Source organism: Actinoallomurus bryophytorum (assembly GCF_006716425.1).
GTDB classification, from domain to species: Bacteria; Actinomycetota; Actinomycetes; order Streptosporangiales; family Streptosporangiaceae; genus Actinoallomurus; species Actinoallomurus bryophytorum.
Window position 1 is genome coordinate 781,060 of sequence record NZ_VFOZ01000001.1, and the last position, 16,668, is coordinate 797,727.

The following is a 16,668-nucleotide window of genomic DNA, read 5'->3' on the forward strand; positions in this document are numbered from 1 at the left end:
GCGGTCCGGCGCCTCATGCGCCGAACCAGGTCAGAAAGTCCTCATGGCCGAACATCCGGGCCGTGTCGACGGCCGACGGGGTGCCCTCCCGCGGGTCGGCACCCGCGTCGAGCAGCGCGCGTACGACCTCGGGTTCCTTCTTGAAGACCGCTCCCGCCAAGGGCGTCTGTCCGCGGTCGTTGAGCCGTCCCGGGTCGGCGCCGCGCTCGACCAGCGCTCGTACCGTCGCCGCGTGGCCGTGGTAGGCGGCCAGCATGAGCAGAGTGTCTCCCGCCTCGTTGGTGAGGTCGACCGGCACGCCGGCGTCGACGTACGCGACCAGCGACTCGGTCGCACCCGAGCGGGCGAAGCCGAACACCTTGGTCGCGAACTCCACCAACTCTGGATCATTCACCGGTCAAGCATCCCATGGAGAGACGCCGGGGGGCGCGGGAGACGAATCGCTCCCCCCGGCGTGGTGCCTCCTGACGGTTCGGTGCTCTCGCTAGGCGTTCACCTCCTCGTTCGCGCCGCGTTCCCGCGACGCTCGTGCCACTAGGCGACTCCGACGGTCAGCCCTGCGACTGTCGCGTCGAGAGAGCTGGTCGTGATCGGCATGAGCAGCGGTTCGGTGACGCGGAACCGCTCCATGCCGCGCTTGGTCAGATGGATCCGCAGGTCGAGCCAGCCATCCTGGGTCCGGCATCCTCCCTCGTCGGGGAAGTGCAGATCACCGGCCGAGATGCGGGCGCCGGGGACGTACACGGGCAGCAGGATCTGTGCCCGCGGCGCCAGGGCACGGCAGGTCGCCCGGATCGGCTCGGCACGCGCGGCCACGCGTGCGTGGTCCGCCGAGGCGGGTGCGATGCGGCCGAGCAGCGCCCCGGTGGGATCGCCGCCGGCGTCGCGCAGCATGGCGTGCGACGGGGCGCAGCCGAGGATGCCCGGATGGCCCGTGCCCGCGAACCGCCCGTCCATCCGGCCGATGCCCAGGACCTCCACCATGACGAGGTCGCCCGGTTCGGCTCCGACGATGCCGATCGGGCCGCACAGGACGTCGTCGCCCTCGCAGTTCAGCCGGATCGAGCCGCCGGCGATCATTTCGGCGACGGCGGGGATGTCGGGGTGCCAGCGGTTGTGACCGGGAACGTACTGCACGGTCCGGAGCGGTGCGGCGGGCGTGAACAGCAAGTTGCCGGTCCCTTCTGTGCTGTCTCTCGCGGTCGATCTGCTGGGTCAATCCTGCACGTCAAGCTGTTTCACGCGGGTTTCGCGGCTTTTAACGCGTCGTCAATTGAAATTCACCGGAACCCCGGGGAGGCGCGCGGCGTCCAAGGCCCATGGGCTCCGACTCAGGCTCGGGCGCCCGGCCGGTCCTCGCGGTCGCGGCAGCCGGATTGATCATCGCCGGATGCGGCGCGGGCGGCGCCGCCACCTCCGTGCGTCCAGCGCCGTCCCTGCGGCTGGTCGCCTACGACGACTGCGGCGGGCTGCTCCGCGGCCTGCGCGAGGCCACCGCGGCACACGTCGGGCCGTACGGCCTGGCGGGTGACCCGATGATGCGCCCGCTGGCGAGCGGCCGCGTCCCGGGGGACGCGAAGGCGGCCCAGCAGGCCCCCGACACCACGCATTCGGCCACCAACGTCCAAGAACCCGGCATCGACGAGCCCGACCTCGTCAAGACGGACGGCCGCCGCATCGTCACCGCCTCGCGCGGGCGGCTGCACGTGATCGACGCGGCCTCGCGCAAGGAGACCGGCACGGCCGACCTGGGCGCCGGCACCACCTGGTCACCCGGTGAGCTGCTGCTCGGCGGGGACCGCGCGCTGGTGGTGCTGCGCCCGGCGATCACCTTCGCGCGCGACACCATCGGCGGTATCACCGACATCGCCCCGATCCCGCGCGGCCAGGGACCTCGGCTGGTCCTCGTCGACCTCAAGGGCGCCCCGCGCGTCGTGAGCTCCCTGCAGGCCGACGGCTCCTACGTGGACGCCCGGCAGGTCGGCTCGGTCGCCCGGCTGGTCGTCCGCTCGGCGCCCGCCATCACGTTCCCGTCGCGCCGTGGCGGCACCGACTCCGGCGCGACCGCGGCGAACCGCCGGGCCGTCGAGCACGCGCCGCTGGACTCCTGGCTGCCGCACTACAAGGTCACGCGCGGCGGCCGTACCGAGTCGCGCACGGTGCCGTGCGACCAGGTCAGCCACCCCGCGTCCTACACGGGGACGTCTCTGGTGTCGGTGCTGTCCGTCGACCTGGCCGGCGACATGGCCGACGTCTCACCGGTGAGCGTCGTGGCCGGCGGCCAGACCGTGTACGGCTCGGGCACCGGCCTGTACGTTACGGACCGCCCGGCGACCGGCACGGCGGACAGAACCGACATCTACCGGTTCGATCTCAACGGCTCCGGACCGCCGAGGTTCGCCGCGTCCGGTTCAGTCCCCGGTGACCTGCTGAACCAGTACTCCTTGTCGGAGTACGCCGGGAACCTCCGTGTCGCCACCACGACCGGCCAGGTGCAGGTGCCCTGGGCCTCCCCCGGCACGACACCGCCGACCGAGAGCGCCGTGTACGTCCTGGCACGCCACGGCGGGCGTCTGGAGCAGGTGGGACGGCTCGGCGGTCTCGGCCGCGGCGAGCGCATCCACGCCGTACGCTTCGCCGGGCCGTCCGGCTACGTGGTGACCTTCCGGCAGACCGACCCGCTCTACGCCCTCGACCTACGCGACCCGGCCAAGCCGCGTGCTACCGGCGAGCTGAAGATCAGCGGCTACTCGGCGTACCTGCATCCGGCCGGCGACGGACGGCTCATCGGCGTCGGCCAGCACACCGACGCGAAGGGACGGCCGCTGGGCACCCAGGTGTCGCTGTTCGACGTGTCCGACCCGGCCGCTCCGCGGCGGCTGAGCGCGTACACCGTGCCGTCGACCTGGTCGATGGCCGAGTTCGACCCCCACGCGTTCCTGTACTGGCCGCAGAGCGGGCTGACCGTCGTCCCGATGGCCGGGCCGGGCAAGGACGGCGCGCTGGCGCTGACCGTGACCCCGGCGGGGGTGCGGCGGCTGGGCGAGGTGGACCCGCCGAAGGCCGCGGGCGCCGTCCAGCGCGCCCTGGTCGTCGGCGGCACGCTGTGGACGCTCACTCCCTCGGGACTGCAGGCCGGCGACGCCACGACCCTCGCCAGGACCGCCTGGGTGCCGTTCTCCTGAACGGCGTCAGCGCAGGCCGGTGGGGCGCCGCAGGGCCGTACGGATCCAGCGGTCGACCAGGGCCGGGTAGTCCAGGCCGGTGGCGGCCCACATCTTCGGGAACGCCGAGGCGGGCGTGCAGCCGGGCATCGTGTTGATCTCGTTGAGGATGATCTCGCCGCCGGGGGTGTAGAAGAAGTCGACCCGGGCGAGGCCCTCACAGCCCAGCGCCTCGAATGCCCGCACCGACAGCCTGCGGACCTCCTCGATCACGGCGGGCGGAAGGTCCGGCGGGATGTCGATGCGCAGGTCGGCATCCAGGTACTTGGCGTCGAAGTCGTAGTAGTCGTGACCGGAGCCGACGCGCACCTCGGCGGGCAGGCTGGCCTCCGCCGGGTCGTCGTCGAGGCCCTCCAGGACCCCGCACTCGATCTCCCGGCCCTCGATCGCCGCCTCGACGATCACCTTGGGGTCGTGTTCGCGCGCGGCCTCGACCGCGGCCTCCAGCTCCGGTTCGGCGTCGACCCGGGAGATGCCCATGCTGGAACCGGCCCGCGCCGGCTTGACGAACACCGGCCAGCCGAGCTCCTTGATCTCATCCACGACCCGCTTGCGCTCGCGCCGCCAGTGGCGGTCGCCGACCACGACGTGCGGCCCGACCGGGAGCCCGGCACCCTCCCAGACGACCTTCATGAAGCCCTTGTCCATGCTGGCGGCGCTGGCGAACACCCCCGCGCCCACGTAGCGGACCCCGGCCAGCTCGAGCAGACCCTGGATCGTGCCGTCCTCGCCGTACGGGCCGTGGAGCAGCGGCAGCACCACGTCGACGTCGCCGAGCGCCCGCGGCACCTCGCCGGGCTCCACGACGATGAGGTCGCCGCCGGGCGTGCCGAAGGGAAGGGCGAGAGGCAGGCCCTCGCCGCTCACCTCGGGCAGGTCGCCGTCCTCGATCGCGAGCCGCTGCCCGGAGGCCAGGACCCACCTGCCGTCACGGGCGATGCCCACCGGGACGATCTCATAGCGGTCCTCGTCGATCGCCGCCATGACGCTGCCCGCGGTCAGGCAGGAGATCGCATGCTCCGAGCTGCGGCCACCGAAAACGACGGCGACACGGATCTTGCCCATGCATCCACCTCTTCTCGCCTGCGTCAGGACTCGCGAGGCCTCGACCATACATGGCATTTCGCCTGGTCGACGGCACCGGAAGTCCCGCCCGATTACGAGATGAATGCCCCGTCCTGGGTCCCGGTCCGCCCCAGCGCGGTCAAGGCATTGTTGACATCGACGATCAGGTCGTCGGCGTCCTCGAGCCCGATAGAGAAGCGCACGGCGCCCGGATCGATGCCCGCGGCGGCCAATACCCCGGCGTCCATCTGCCGATGCGTGGTGGAGGCGATGTGGCCGGCCAGCGTGTGGGTGCCCCCCAGGGACGTCGCCACCGTGGCGAGCCGAAGGCCGTCCGCCAGGGCCATGCCGGCCGCGGGTCCGCCGCGTGGCGTGATCGTGACGATCGCGCCGAACCGCGTACCCTCCGGCCCGGAGTCGAAGAGCCGGCGGGCCGTCTCGTGGCCCGGGTGCCCCGGCAGGCCCGGATAGTCCACCCTGGCGACGGCCGGATGCCGCGCCACGGCGGCGGCGAGCAGTGCGGCGGTGTCGCACTGGCGGCGCACCCGCAGCGGGAGCGTCTGCAGGCCGCGGCGCAGTAGGAACGCCTCATCGGGCGCGAGCATGCCGCCCGTGTGGATCCGTACCGCGCGTACGGGCCCGATCAGCCCGGTCCGCCCCACGACGACACCACCGGTGGAGTCGCTGTGCCCGCCGATGTACTTGGTGGCCGAGTGGACGACCAGATCCGCGCCGTGCTCCAGCGGACGGCACACCACCGGCGTCGCGAACGTCGAGTCGACCACCAGCAGCGCGCCGGCCTCGTGCGCGGCCTCGGCCAGCGCGGGCAGGTCGGCGACGGCCATGGTGGGGTTCGCCAGGGTCTCGGCCCACACGATCCGCGTCTCGGGCCGGATCGCCGCGCGTACCTTCGCCAGGTCGGTCATGTCGACGAAGTCGGTGCGTACACCGAACCTCGACATCAGCTCGGTGAGGAGACCGTAGGTGCCGCCGTACGCCGCGGCCGGCGCCACGACGTGCGCGCCGGCGTGCGTGAACGCCAAGAGGGCCGCGGTGATGGCGGCCATGCCGGAGGCGAACGCCTGACCGGCCACGCCGCCGCCGGCACGGACGCCCTCCAGGGCGGCCACCGCCTCGGCGAACGCGTCGGAGGTCGGGTTGTCCACGCGACTGTAGGTGTAGCCGGGCGCCCGGTCCCCGAGCACGTCGGCGTACTCCTGGGAGGTCTCGAAGGCGAACGTGGCGCTGCGCCACACGGGGGTGCCGAGCGGGGTCTGGCTCGGAACGGGGAGCGGCGGCAGGTGCACCGCGCGGGTGTTCTCCCCAGGAGGGGGTGTGTCGGGCATCTCATCCATGTGATCGGGCCTCAGACTCCGTAGCGTTCCGGCTTGGGGGTTCGTGACATCAGCAGCCGGCCGGCCTCCACCGGGCTCAGGCCGCCGTGCATGACGGCCACGATGCCCTCGGTGATCGGCATCTCCACGTGGTGCGTCCGCGCGAGTTCGAGCACGGCGTCGCAGGACTTGACGCCCTCGGCGGTCTGTTTGGTCGCGGCGATGACCTCCTCCAGGCTCATGCCACGGCCGAGGTTCTCCCCGAACGTCCGGTTGCGTGACAGTGGCGAGCTGCACGTGGCGACGAGGTCGCCCATGCCCGCGAGCCCGGCGAACGTGTGCTGGTCGGCGCCGAGCACCCCGCCGAGCCGGGCGATCTCCGCGAGCCCGCGGGTCATCACGAGGGCGCTCGCGTTGTCGCCCATGCCCATGCCGACCGCGATGCCGACGGCGAGGGCGATGACGTTCTTGACCGCCCCGCCCAGCTCGCAGCCGACCACGTCGCGGTTGGTGTACGCGCGGAAGTAGGGGGTCATGCAGGCGAGCTGGAGCTTCTGGGCGGTCGGCTCGTCGGTGCAGGCGACGACGGCGGCCGACGGCTGCTCCAGGGCGATCTCCCGGGCGAGGTTGGGCCCGCTGACCACCGCGACCCGCTCGTCCGGCACCTCCGCCACCTCGCGGATCACCTCGCTCATCCGCTTGCACGTGCCGAGCTCGATGCCCTTCATCAGGCTCACCAGCACCGCGTCGTCGCTGATCAGCGGCCGCCACTCCGACAGGTTGGCGCGCAGCGTCTGGGCCGGTACGGCCAGGACGACGTAGGAAGCGCCGTCGAGCGCCTCGACGACGTCCGTCGTGGCGCGCAGGCGCTCGGGCAGCGGGCAGTCCGGGAGATAGTCGGGGTTGCGCCGGGTCTCATTGATCGCGTCGACGACGTCCGTGCGGCGGCCCCACATCGTGACGTCGCCACCGGCGTCGGCGAGCACCTTGGCGAACACGGTGCCCCATGACCCTGCCCCGAGTACGGCGATCTTCAAGAGGCCTTGGCCTCCTTGTCCTTGTCGTTGCCGTCCTTGTCGTTGCCGCCCTTGTCGTTGCCGTCCTTGCCCCCGCGTGCCGCGCGGGACGCCTCGTGGTGGTCATAGAGCTTCTCCGGCGGCTTTTCGCCGCGCAGCTCGCCGAGCAGGTCGGCGATGGCCCGCATGATGTCCGCGGTGGCGGCCGTGAGCGTCTCGGCGTCGAGCGGCTTGCCCTCGTACTTCGACAGGTCGACCGGGGGACCCGCGATGACGTGCATCGTCTTGCGGGGGAACGGCCGGATCTTCTTCGTACCGTACCGCCACAGCTCGTGCGCTCCCCAGTGCGCGACGGGGACCACGGGGACGCCGGTGGCGAGGGCGACTCTGGCCGCGCCGGTCTTGCCGGTCATCGGCCACAGGTCGGGGTCGCGGGTGCAGGTCCCCTCGGGGTAGAAGATCAGGCACTCCCCGCCGCGCACGCCCTTCTCGGCGTCCCGTAGCGCCAGGCCGGCGTCCGTACGGTCGCGGTAGACCGGGATCTGCCCGGTACGGCGGAGGATGTGGCCGACGACCTTGCTCTTGAAGACCGAGGCCTTGGCGAGGTAGACCGGGAACCGGCCGGCCCGGTTGATGAAATGGGCGAGGACCAGCGGGTCGGACTCCGACAGGTGATTGGGCGCGATGATCACGCCGCCGTCACGCGGGACGTTCTCCTGGCCCTTCCAGTCGCGCTTCAGCAGGTTGAACAGCAACGGCCGCAGGATCCCCACCACGATCGTGCGCCATAGCGGCGAATGCTCCACTGCCCATCTCCTAGGTTCGTCCCCGCGAACTGCGGGGTCCGGTCAAGTCTCGCGGTTGGTTCCGCATAGTGTCGACCCACGATGCCTCACGCACACCCCCTCACCTGGACCCTCGTCGTGCCGGTCAAGCTCCTGGCACGGGCCAAGTCACGTCTGTCCGGGGCGGCCGGACCCCACCGCGAACGCCTCGCGCTCGCGATCGCGACCGACACGGTATCGGCCGTGCTGCGATCCTCGCGGGTCCAGGGGGTCGTGGTCGTCACCGACGATCCGGTCGCCGCGCCGGAGCTCGCGGCGCTCGGTGCCGTCATCGTGCCGGACGCGCCCGACAGCGGCCTGAACCCCGCCCTCGTCCACGGCGCCGCCGAGGCCCGGCGGCTCGCCCCGGCGAGCGCGGTGGGCGCGCTGAGCGCCGACCTGCCCTCGCTGCGGCCCGCAGAGCTGGACCGGGTGCTGGACGCCGCCTCCGCCGCACCGAACGCCTTCGTGGCGGACGCGGCCGGCATCGGCACGACGCTCTACACGGCGCGCCCGGACGCGAACTTCACCCCGGCGTTCGGCGTGGACTCCCGCGCCCGCCACCGCGAGGGCGGCGCCCGCGAGCTGGCACTCGAAGGCGTACCGAGCGTGCGGCGCGACGTCGACACCATCGAGGACCTGCAAGCCGCGCTCGAACTCGGCGTGGGTCCGCACACGGCCTCGGTGGCGCCGCTGCTGCCCGTCGTACGCCGCTAAGGCCTGTCTCGAAATCCTCCTCGCCCGAAGCCCGCCCGCTCGAAGCCCACCGGCTCGGACCCCACCGGCTCGGACCCCACCGGCTCGGACCCCACCCGCTCGGACCCCACCCGCTCGGACCCCACCCGCTCGGACCCCACCCGCTCGGACCCCACCCGCTCGGACCCCACCCGCTCGGACCCCACCCGCTCGGACCCCACCCGCTCGGACCCCACCCGCCCTGGGGTGCCATCCCATTCTCATTGTCCAGTCGGATCAGCGGGGTACGGAAGTAGAGCGGGATTCTGTGGATAACGCCGGGTGGAGCACCCTCTAAGCTCTGCCGTATGCAGGCGACGGTGAAGGATTACGACCGCGAGACCCGCAGCGGGAGTGTGCTGCTCGACGACGGGAGCGAGATGCCCTTCGGGGCGCTGGCGTTCGACGCGGGCGGCCTGAGGCTGCTGCGCCTGGGTCAGCGGGTCAACATCGCCGTCGAGGACGGCTGGATCACCGCCATCACGCTGTCCACGTTCCCGCTGCCCTGAGTGAGCCGGGCCCGGGTACGACGACGGCGCCCGAGAGACGAGATGTCCCGCCGGGCGCCGTAGCCGATGTGGTTGTTCTCTGGTTGGTTACTTTTTCTTGGGACCGGCCACGTGCCCCTTGAAATCGGCGCCTGCCTTGAACTTCGGCACCGATGTCGCTGGGACCTTGATAGTGGCGCCAGTCGCCGGGTTGCGGGCCTCTCGGGCCGGCCGATCAGCCTTTTCGAAGGATCCGAAGCCAGTGATGGCGACCTTCTCCCCCTTGGCGACGGTGCTCTGGATGGTGTCCAGAATCGCGTCGACGGCCTCTCCCGCGACCTTCTTACTGCCCACTCGTTCGGCGACTGCGTCGACGAGCTCACGCTTGTTCATGGGTTACTCCTCTTCCCCCTTGCTCGCTTGAAACTAGGGGACTTGCGGCATCTACACAATCACCCATGGCCGAGGTTTTCGGCTGTGTCGCAGGTGGAACTGCCGTTCGGGGTACGTTTTCATCGCTCTTCGAGATCACTCAGGAACGATTCGAGGCGTCTCAGGGCGAGCGAGGCATCCCGCTTCGCGAGGTCGGTGATGACCAGCAAATGCCTGGTCATCTGGGGTCTGACCTGCGGTGGAAGGGCCGTCACACGGGCATGCGCGAGCCGCAGACCGTCGGCCAGGGCGTCGAGCTCCGGATCGTTCCAAGAGGGCCGGTCCGGTGCGTTCATAATCACACCTGACTTTCTCGGCGCGCCGCGCGGCACCGAGCGCCCGGCACGCCGGCGGGGTGTCCCGCCGGCGCCAGCCCGGGCCGGCCCCGCCACATGCTGGGCGCGCAGCATCGTCGGCGTCCCCGTCGTACGGACGCCGGTCTCCCGCGGTCTCTCAGGCGGTCACCGGCATCCAGGGCCTGCGGTTCTGCTCGTACGCGGTGATGTCGTCGGCGTGACGGAGGGTGAGGCCGATGTCGTCGAGCCCCTCCAGGAGGCGCCAGCGGGTGTAGTCGTCGATCGCGAAGGACAGCACGCCCCCGTCGTCACAGCGCAGCTCCTGGGCGGCCAGGTCGACGGTGAACTCCGTGGCGGGGTTCGCCTCGATCTTGTCCTGCAGGCGCTCGACGTCCGCCTCGGACAGCTCGATCGGCAGCAGGCCCATCTTGGTGGCGTTGTTGCGGAAGATGTCGCCGAAACGGGCCGAGACGACGGCGCGGAAGCCGTACTGCTGCAGCGCCCAGACGGCGTGCTCGCGCGAGGATCCGGTGCCGAAGTCCGGGCCGGCGACCAGGATCGAGGCCCCGTCGTACTCCGGCCGGTTCAGTACGAAGTCCGGGTTCTCCCGCCAGGCGCCGAACAGGCCCTTCTCGAAACCGGTGCGGCTGACCTGCTTGAGCCAGACCGCCGGGATGATCTGGTCGGTGTCGACGTTGCTGCGCCGCAGCGGCACGGCGCGCCCGGTGTGGGTGGTGAAGGCTTCCATGGCTCCTCGTTACAGGTCGGCCGGAGCGGCCAGGCGGCCGGTGACGGCGGTGGCGGCGGCGACGGCGGGTGAGACCAGGTGGGTACGGCCGCCCTTGCCCTGCCGGCCCTCGAAGTTGCGGTTGGAGGTCGAGGCGCTGCGCTCCCCCGGCTTGAGCTGGTCGGGGTTCATGCCCAGGCACATCGAGCACCCGGCCTCGCGCCACTCGGCGCCGGCGGCGGTGAAGACGGCGTTCAGGCCCTCCTCCTCGGCCTGCGCCTTGACCTTCATCGAGCCGGGCACGACCAGCATGCGGACGCCGTCGGCGACCTTGCGGCCCTTGATGATGTCCGCGGCGGCCCGCAGGTCCTCGATGCGGCCGTTGGTGCAGGACCCGACGAACACGGTGTCCACGGACACGTCGCGCAGCGGCGTACCGGCGGTGAGCCCCATGTACTCCAGGGCACGCTCGGCGGCGCTGCGCCGGGTCGGGTCGTCGTAGTCGGCCGGGTCGGGCACGGTCGCGGCGAGCGGCGCGCCCTGGCCCGGGTTGGTGCCCCACGTGACGAACGGGGTCAGCTCGGAGGCGTCGATGACGACCTCGCGGTCGAAGGCCGCGTCGTCGTCGGTGCGCAGCGACCGCCAGTACTCCTTGGCCGCCTCCCAGTCGTCCCCGGTGGGCGCGTTCGGGCGGCCCTCCAGGTAGGCGAAGGTCGTCTCGTCCGGCGCGATCATGCCGGCACGCGCGCCGGCCTCGATGGACATGTTGCAGACCGTCATGCGGCCCTCCATCGACAGCGACCGGATCGCCTCGCCGCGATACTCGATGATGTGGCCCTGGCCGCCGCCGGTGCCGATCTTGGTGATGATCGCCAGGATCAGGTCCTTGGCCGTGACGCCGTACGGCAGGTCGCCGTCGACGGTGACCGCCATCATCTTGGGCCGTTTCTGCGGCAGCGTCTGGGTGGCGAGGACGTGTTCGACCTCGCTCGTGCCGATGCCGAAGGCCAGGGCGCCGAACGCGCCGTGGGTCGAGGTGTGCGAGTCGCCGCAGACCACGGTCATGCCCGGCTGGGTCAGGCCGAGCTGCGGGCCGATGACGTGCACGATGCCCTGACCCGCGTCTCCCATCGGGTACAGGCGTACGCCGAACTCCGCGCAGTTCTTGCGCAGGGTCTCGACCTGGGTACGCGACACAGGGTCGGCGATCGGCGCCAGGATGTCGGTCGTGGGTACGTTGTGGTCTTCTGTGGCGATCGTGAGGTCGGGGCGCCGGACCGCACGGTCCGCCATGCGCAGGCCGTCGAACGCCTGCGGGCTGGTCACCTCGTGAATGAGATGAAGATCGATATAGAGCACGTCCGGCTCGCCCTCGGCACTCCGCACGACGTGCGCGTCGTAAACCTTGTCCGCCAGTGTCCGGCCCATCACTTCACCTCTTCTTGGTCCCAGGCTTCGTCCCTCACGACTTGCATCTCAGATTACGAGACGCCAGTATCGAGGTATGGACAACTCTAGCGGAGTCGGCGTACTTGACAAAGCGGTCCTCGTCCTAAACGCCCTGGAGGCCGGGCCCGCGTCCCTGGCCCAGCTCGTGCAGACGACCGGCCTGGCCAGGCCGACCGCCCACCGGCTCGCCGTCGCGCTGGAGCACCACCGCCTGGTCCACCGCGACACTCAGGGCCGGTTCATCCTCGGCCCGCGGCTGTCCGAGCTGGCCGCAGCGGCCGGTGAGGACCGGCTGCTGGCCGTCGCCCAGCCGATCCTGACCCAGCTGCGCGACCTGACCGGCGAGAGCGCCCAGCTGTACCGCCGCCAGGGCGACTCACGTGTCTGCGTGGCCGCGGCCGAACGCGCGAGCGGCTTGCGCGACACCGTCCCGGTGGGCAGCGCGCTGCCGATGACGGCCGGGTCGGCGGCCCAGATCCTGCTGGCGTGGGAGGAACCGGACCGCCTGCACCGCGGGCTGCGCGGCGCGAAGTTCACCGCGACCACCCTCGCCTCCGTACGCCGCCGCGGCTGGGCCCAGAGCGTCGCCGAACGCGAGCAGGGCGTCGCGTCGGTGTCGGCCCCGATCCGCGGCACGGGCGCGCGGGTGATCGCCGCGATCTCGGTCTCCGGCCCCATCGAACGCCTGAGCCGCTCCCCGGGCCGCATGCACGCCCCACCGATCCTGGCCGCCGCCGAGAAGATCTCCGAATCCATGCGCCGCCCCTGAGCCCCTGACCTGCGGGTACAGGCCACACCACACCGGACCCTCGCTTTATCCACAGGGCACGCACACGTCTTCCACGTGGCCGGCCCGCGCTGGACAATAAAAGTGGGGTCGGCCCCCTGGGCGGGCGGGGACCTGGACGGGCGGGGACCTGGACGGGCGGGGACCTGGACGGGCGGGGACCTGGACGGGCGGGGACCTGGACGGGCGGGGACCTGGACGGGCGGGGACCTGGACGAACGCGAACCCGGGCGAACACCAACCCGCCCGAACACCAACCCGCCCGAACACCAACCCGCCCGAACACCAACCCGCCCGAACACCAACCTGTCCCCAGACCTCACCACGCGACCCGACCCAGGCGCGTTCGCGTCAGGCGTTCAACGGGCGGTAGATGGGGATCTTCCGGGCCTCCAGCTCCTCCCGTAGCGCGAAGTACGCGTCGCCGAACGGGTCGAGGCCCGTCAAGGGCATCAGGCCGCGGCGGATGGTGACGTCGTGCGGTGCCAGTTCGGCGGCTTGTTCGACGTGGCGGGCGGCCGCCTCCGTGCGGTCCCGGCGGGCGAGCCAGACCGCGAGCCGGGCGTGCGCGCGTGCGTGCTGTTCGTCTCGGGTGGGGACGCGGAGGTTCGCACCGATCTGTGCGTCGGTGAGACCGCGGTCCCCGTCGACGACCCAGCGGCGCAGTGCCGCGAGCGACGCCTCGGAGTCGATGCCGTTCATCGAACGGAACAGGTCCGTCGCCGTCTGTGTGTCCTGCGGCCGTGCGATCCGGCCCTCCTCGTCGATCCAGACGACGGTCGGCACGTTGACCACGTTGTAGCGCTCGGCCACGATCCCGTCGGCGTCGGCCAAGGCGGGGTGGGTGAGGTCGCTCTGCCAGGGCTTCGCCTGCTCCGGGTCACGGTCACAGGCGATGCTCACCACGGTGAGGCCGTGGGGCTCCAGCGCCTGGTGGCGTTCCTCCCAGGCCGGCAGGTCGTACCGGCAGCCGCACCATGACGCCCAGAACACCAGGGCCACCTTGCGTCCGCGGAAGTCGCTCAGGGACCGGCCGCCGAGCGTGAAGTCCGGCGCCCGGCCCGTGGTGAGAGACGGCTCGGCGTCGGCGAAGGCGATCACACGCTCCTCGCGGTCGACGGCGGCGAGCCTGCCGGTCAGCTCGGCGAAGGCGATGACGTCGATGGCCCACTCGGTCTCGGCGTCGCGGACGCGCGCCGCCGGGATGCATGCATCGCCGCGGCACCAGCCGTACGGCTTGCGTACCCAGCCGAGCACCGGCTCGGTCAACGGCGCGCGCAGCTCGGCGTCCAGGTTCAGCCGCTGTTCGCCGTCCTCGCCGAGAAGGGTGTACTCCATGACTCGCCCCCTATTAGATAGTGCCACTCTCCAACTATTGGATAGCGGTAGTATCCAAGTCAAGGGGGAATGTGAATGAAGGTCTCCGAGCTCAGCGATCGCAGCGGTCTGCCCGTGCAGACGATCAAGTACTACATCCGCGAAGGGCTGCTGCCGAAGGGTGCCGCGACCGCCGCGACCAGGGCGGAGTACGACGACACCCACCTGGAGCGGCTGCGGCTGATCCGTGCCCTGCGCGAGGTCGGCGAGCTCCCGATCGCCTCGGTCAAGCGCATCGTCAGTGCCGTCGACGACGAGGACATCGGCCTGCACGACCTGCTCGGCACCGCCGCGTACGCGCTGAGTCCCTCGGCAGACCCGCAGCCGGGCGAACCGGAGTGGCGGGCCGCGCGCCAGGACGTGGATGCGATCGTCGCGGAGCTCGGCTGGCGGGTGACGCCGGACGCGCCGACCCGTGACCTGCTCGCGCAGGCGTTCCTCGCGCTGCGCCGGCTCGGCCTGCCCATCGTCTGGACCGAGCTGCGCCCCTACATCGAGGCCGCGACGATCATCGCCGAGCACGAGATCGGGGCGGTCCCCCTCGAAGGCGAACGCGGCAGGGCCGTGCAGACGGCCGTGGCGACCAACGTGCTGTACGAGAAGGTGCTGCTCGCGCTGCGGCGGATGGCACAGGAGAACGCCTCGGCCCAGCGGTTCGGCGGCTCCGGCTGACCGGCATCGGCACGCGACGGAAACGGCGCTTCACGCCACGTCGCTCGCGGGTAATCATGACGGTGTGGAATTCTCCGCCGCCGCCGACGAGCTGTACGGCGTCCTGCCCGCGGAGTTCACGGCCACGCGGAAACGCCTGGCCGGCGAGCTCCCCCGCGAGCAGGCCCGGCGGCTCACCGCGCTACGCCGGCCGACCGTGCCCGCGTGGGCGGTGAACCGGCTCGTACGCGACGACGCCGTCGGCCCGCTCCTGGACCTGGGCGAGCGCATGCGCGCGGCATGGTCCGACGGCGGCGACCTCGCCCCCCTCGATCGCGAGCGCGCGTCCCTCGTCGAGGACCTCGTACGCCGCGCGCGCGAGCTGGCCGACGAGGCGGGCCGGCCGCTGAGCGACGCGTTCGCCGACGAGGTCGAGGAGACGTTGCGAGCCGCCATCGCCGACCCCTCGGCCGCCGACGCCGTACGCGCGGGGCGGCTCGACCACCCGTTGCGGCACGCCGGGTTCGGGCCGTTCGGGGGCGCGCCGGCACCGGCACGGGCCGCCACTCCGGTACGCCGTAAAGAGAAGGAGAAGGGGACCGGCAAGAAGGAGCGCGAGGAGCGGGAACGGAAGGAGCGAGAGAAGGCGCGCGAGAAGGAGGCGAAGGCCGCCGAACGCAAGGCCGAGGAGGCCGAGCGTTCCCTCGCCGAGTGGAAGACCGCGCTCGATGAGGCGCGACAGCAGCTCGCCACGGCCGACGAGGACCTCGACCACCTACGCGACCGCCTACGGGAGGCCGAGGCGCGGCGGGCGGACCTGAACCGCAAGGCCGAGGTCGCGGGCCGGGAGCACGACCGCGCCGCACGCGCCGCCAAGGACGCCCGCCGCCGCGCCGGACAACTGACAGAACCGGCCGTAACCCGCGCGGTCCGTACGCCGACGGACCCGTAACCCGCGCGGACCGCAGATCGGCGGACCCGCGCCGACCAGGAGCCGACCCGGCATGGGACCGGCCATGACCCTCCTGGACCGTACGGACCGGCACCGGCCGCATGTCCACGCCCAGTACGGGGCTGTTCACCGGCTCATGGGGACTTGACGGTCCAGGATGCCCAGGCTGGGACGTGGGCCGTGCGCTCGGACCGGCACCGCCCCCGTCCACTCTCTGCGCGCGCCCGCCGCCGCGAGCCCACGGGACGGGAGCCGAGCCGACCCAGGCATGAGCCGACCAGGCATGATGCGTCACCCCCTGGCACCGCCCCCCGAGGCGCCGGCCCGACCGCGACGGTAATGGTCGTATCCGACTATTTCCCAGATCACATGTATGCATATATGGCTAAAACTCAATTGGTTCATCACACATCAGCGGGGAACCAACAGAGCGCTGGCACCTGGCCAGGGTCTAAGATCAGATCAAAACAACAGAAAGGGTGGGGACGTGACCGGCGCGGCGCGGCGGGCCCTCGGGGATTTCAACACGACCAGACCCAACATCGCCCGCATGAACGACTACTTCCTGGGCGGCAAGGACAATTTCGCCGTCGACCGGGAGGCGGCCGAGCAGCTGCTCGCGATCGCCCCGGAGATCCAGGACATCGCTACGGAGAACCGCCGCTTCCTCGGCCGGGCCGTACGCTACCTGGCCGAACATGGAATCCGGCAGTTCATCGACATCGGATCCGGGCTACCGAGCCGCCGCAACACCCACGAGGTGGCGCAGAAGGTCGCTCCCGACGCCCGTGTGGTCTACGTCGACAAGGACCCGGTCGTCATCTCCCACGGCCGGGCGATCCTCGCCAACAACGAGCGCACCGTCGTCGTCGAAGGCGACATCCTCCACCCCGAAGACCTCGTCACCCACCCCCAGGTCCGCCGCATCGTCGACCTCGACGAGCCGGTGGCGGTGCTCATCTTCGGCGCGCTGCACTTCATCCCGCACTCCGAGGACCCGTTCAAGTGCGTCGCGTGGATGCGGGACGCGATGCCGCCCGGCAGCTACCTCGCGATCTCCCACGTGGTCTTCGACACCAGGCCGGACGCCGTCGACCCCATCGAGGACATCTACCGGGGGATCTTCGAACGGCCCGACGCCAAGGCGGCGCGCAATATCGAGGACGTACGGCGCTTCTTCGACGGCTGGGACCTCATCGAGCCCGGCCTGGTCTACGTACGCCAGTGGCACCCGGACAACCCATTGAGCGCGCGGAGCGCCGAAAAGGTATGGGTGGTCGGCGGAGTGGCCCGCAAGGCCTAGGTGCACGG

18 protein-coding genes are annotated in these 16,668 nt (G+C 71.4%); 7 read left to right on the forward strand and 11 right to left on the reverse strand.

What is annotated here, in order from left to right:
• Nucleotides 1-13 precede the first annotated feature (13 nt).
• Together FB559_RS03730 and FB559_RS03735 are read right to left on the reverse strand one after the other, a co-directional pair.
• A complete protein-coding gene (locus tag FB559_RS03730) occupies nt 14-394 on the reverse strand; it encodes an ankyrin repeat domain-containing protein (RefSeq protein ID WP_141953271.1) in 381 nt (126 codons plus the stop codon).
• A 140-nt stretch (nt 395-534) separates the two neighbouring features.
• Nucleotides 535-1,170 (reverse strand): acetamidase/formamidase family protein, encoded by a 636-nt coding sequence (locus FB559_RS03735; RefSeq protein WP_246121336.1) that lies wholly within the window; start codon nt 1,168-1,170, stop codon nt 535-537.
• Between the two features lie 149 nt (nt 1,171-1,319).
• Here FB559_RS03735 and FB559_RS03740 point away from each other — a divergent pair, with 149 nt between their 5' ends.
• Nucleotides 1,320-3,185 (forward strand): beta-propeller domain-containing protein, encoded by a 1,866-nt coding sequence (locus FB559_RS03740; RefSeq protein WP_141953274.1) that lies wholly within the window; start codon nt 1,320-1,322, stop codon nt 3,183-3,185.
• Between the two features lie 6 nt (nt 3,186-3,191).
• Here the strand turns inward: FB559_RS03740 and FB559_RS03745 are convergent, their stop codons facing one another.
• The 4 genes from FB559_RS03745 to FB559_RS03760 form a co-directional block, all read right to left on the reverse strand.
• Nucleotides 3,192-4,289, reverse strand: a complete 1,098-nt coding sequence (locus tag FB559_RS03745) for a D-alanine--D-alanine ligase family protein (RefSeq protein WP_141953277.1) — start codon at nt 4,287-4,289, stop codon at nt 3,192-3,194.
• Nucleotides 4,290-4,381: 92 nt separating this feature from the next.
• Nucleotides 4,382-5,644 (reverse strand): trans-sulfuration enzyme family protein, encoded by a 1,263-nt coding sequence (locus FB559_RS03750; protein WP_425455047.1) that lies wholly within the window; start codon nt 5,642-5,644, stop codon nt 4,382-4,384.
• Nucleotides 5,645-5,655: 11 nt separating this feature from the next.
• The gene (locus tag FB559_RS03755; RefSeq protein WP_141953282.1) at nt 5,656-6,660 is read right to left on the reverse strand and encodes an NAD(P)H-dependent glycerol-3-phosphate dehydrogenase; all 1,005 of its coding nucleotides are present in this window, start codon (nt 6,658-6,660) and stop codon (nt 5,656-5,658) included.
• A complete protein-coding gene (locus FB559_RS03760) occupies nt 6,657-7,445 on the reverse strand; it encodes a lysophospholipid acyltransferase family protein (RefSeq protein ID WP_141953284.1) in 789 nt (262 codons plus the stop codon). The genes FB559_RS03755 and FB559_RS03760 overlap by 4 nt, the downstream gene beginning before the upstream one ends.
• Nucleotides 7,446-7,526: 81 nt before the next feature.
• Between FB559_RS03760 and cofC the strand changes: the two genes are divergently transcribed.
• Both cofC and FB559_RS03775 read left to right on the forward strand, forming a co-directional pair.
• Nucleotides 7,527-8,180: a 2-phospho-L-lactate guanylyltransferase gene (cofC, locus tag FB559_RS03765; protein WP_141953286.1), complete on the forward strand. Its 654-nt coding sequence runs from the start codon at nt 7,527-7,529 to the stop codon at nt 8,178-8,180.
• A 326-nt stretch (nt 8,181-8,506) separates the two neighbouring features.
• Nucleotides 8,507-8,707: a hypothetical protein gene (locus FB559_RS03775; RefSeq protein ID WP_141953288.1), complete on the forward strand. Its 201-nt coding sequence runs from the start codon at nt 8,507-8,509 to the stop codon at nt 8,705-8,707.
• Between the two features lie 87 nt (nt 8,708-8,794).
• Here FB559_RS03775 and FB559_RS03780 read toward each other — a convergent pair whose 3' ends face one another.
• From FB559_RS03780 to leuC, 4 genes are all read right to left on the reverse strand, one after another.
• Nucleotides 8,795-9,079 (reverse strand): HU family DNA-binding protein, encoded by a 285-nt coding sequence (locus FB559_RS03780; protein WP_141953290.1) that lies wholly within the window; start codon nt 9,077-9,079, stop codon nt 8,795-8,797.
• 119 nt (nt 9,080-9,198) lie between these two features.
• Nucleotides 9,199-9,414 (reverse strand): SCO5555 family protein, encoded by a 216-nt coding sequence (locus FB559_RS03785; RefSeq protein WP_141953292.1) that lies wholly within the window; start codon nt 9,412-9,414, stop codon nt 9,199-9,201.
• A gap of 157 nt (nt 9,415-9,571) precedes the next feature.
• Nucleotides 9,572-10,162, reverse strand: coding sequence for a 3-isopropylmalate dehydratase small subunit (gene leuD / locus FB559_RS03790; RefSeq protein WP_141953294.1), 591 nt, complete (start codon nt 10,160-10,162; stop codon nt 9,572-9,574).
• Between the two features lie 9 nt (nt 10,163-10,171).
• Nucleotides 10,172-11,569, reverse strand: a complete 1,398-nt coding sequence (gene leuC, locus FB559_RS03795) for a 3-isopropylmalate dehydratase large subunit (RefSeq protein ID WP_141953296.1) — start codon at nt 11,567-11,569, stop codon at nt 10,172-10,174.
• A 76-nt stretch (nt 11,570-11,645) separates the two neighbouring features.
• On the opposite strand from leuC, the gene FB559_RS03800 reads away from it, so the two are divergent.
• A complete protein-coding gene (locus FB559_RS03800) occupies nt 11,646-12,359 on the forward strand; it encodes an IclR family transcriptional regulator (protein ID WP_141953298.1) in 714 nt (237 codons plus the stop codon).
• Nucleotides 12,360-12,728: 369 nt separating this feature from the next.
• On the opposite strand, the gene FB559_RS03805 is transcribed toward FB559_RS03800, so the two are convergent.
• Nucleotides 12,729-13,715, reverse strand: a complete 987-nt coding sequence (locus FB559_RS03805) for a TlpA disulfide reductase family protein (protein WP_141953300.1) — start codon at nt 13,713-13,715, stop codon at nt 12,729-12,731.
• Nucleotides 13,716-13,790: 75 nt separating this feature from the next.
• Here FB559_RS03805 and FB559_RS03810 point away from each other — a divergent pair, with 75 nt between their 5' ends.
• The 3 genes from FB559_RS03810 to FB559_RS03820 all read left to right on the forward strand — a co-directional run bounded on the left by FB559_RS03810 (nt 13,791) and on the right by FB559_RS03820 (nt 16,660).
• Nucleotides 13,791-14,426 (forward strand): MerR family transcriptional regulator, encoded by a 636-nt coding sequence (locus tag FB559_RS03810; protein WP_141953302.1) that lies wholly within the window; start codon nt 13,791-13,793, stop codon nt 14,424-14,426.
• A 64-nt stretch (nt 14,427-14,490) separates the two neighbouring features.
• Complete coding sequence (locus FB559_RS03815) at nt 14,491-15,357, forward strand: hypothetical protein (RefSeq protein ID WP_141953304.1); 867 nt, start codon at nt 14,491-14,493, stop codon at nt 15,355-15,357.
• 487 nt (nt 15,358-15,844) lie between these two features.
• Entirely contained in the window at nt 15,845-16,660 is an 816-nt protein-coding gene (locus tag FB559_RS03820) for an SAM-dependent methyltransferase (protein WP_246121337.1), read from the forward strand.
• Nucleotides 16,661-16,668 lie beyond the last annotated feature (8 nt).

Excerpts from the sequence above, each read along its gene's own strand:
- leuD (WP_141953294.1), bottom strand. The coding sequence starts at position 10,162 with ATGGAAGCCTTCACCACCCACACCGGGCGCGCCGTGCCGCTGCGGCGC.
- leuC (WP_141953296.1), bottom strand. The coding sequence starts at position 11,569 with ATGGGCCGGACACTGGCGGACAAGGTTTACGACGCGCACGTCGTGCGG.
- FB559_RS03740 (WP_141953274.1), top strand. The coding sequence starts at position 1,320 with ATGGGCTCCGACTCAGGCTCGGGCGCCCGGCCGGTCCTCGCGGTCGCG.
- FB559_RS03775 (WP_141953288.1), top strand. The coding sequence starts at position 8,507 with ATGCAGGCGACGGTGAAGGATTACGACCGCGAGACCCGCAGCGGGAGT.
- FB559_RS03785 (WP_141953292.1), bottom strand. The coding sequence starts at position 9,414 with ATGAACGCACCGGACCGGCCCTCTTGGAACGATCCGGAGCTCGACGCC.
- FB559_RS03800 (WP_141953298.1), top strand. The coding sequence starts at position 11,646 with ATGGACAACTCTAGCGGAGTCGGCGTACTTGACAAAGCGGTCCTCGTC.
- FB559_RS03805 (WP_141953300.1), bottom strand. The coding sequence starts at position 13,715 with ATGGAGTACACCCTTCTCGGCGAGGACGGCGAACAGCGGCTGAACCTG.
- cofC (WP_141953286.1), top strand. The coding sequence starts at position 7,527 with ATGCCTCACGCACACCCCCTCACCTGGACCCTCGTCGTGCCGGTCAAG.
- FB559_RS03780 (WP_141953290.1), bottom strand. The coding sequence starts at position 9,079 with ATGAACAAGCGTGAGCTCGTCGACGCAGTCGCCGAACGAGTGGGCAGT.
- FB559_RS03810 (WP_141953302.1), top strand. The coding sequence starts at position 13,791 with ATGAAGGTCTCCGAGCTCAGCGATCGCAGCGGTCTGCCCGTGCAGACG.
- FB559_RS03750 (WP_425455047.1), bottom strand. The coding sequence starts at position 5,644 with ATGGATGAGATGCCCGACACACCCCCTCCTGGGGAGAACACCCGCGCG.
- FB559_RS03745 (WP_141953277.1), bottom strand. The coding sequence starts at position 4,289 with ATGGGCAAGATCCGTGTCGCCGTCGTTTTCGGTGGCCGCAGCTCGGAG.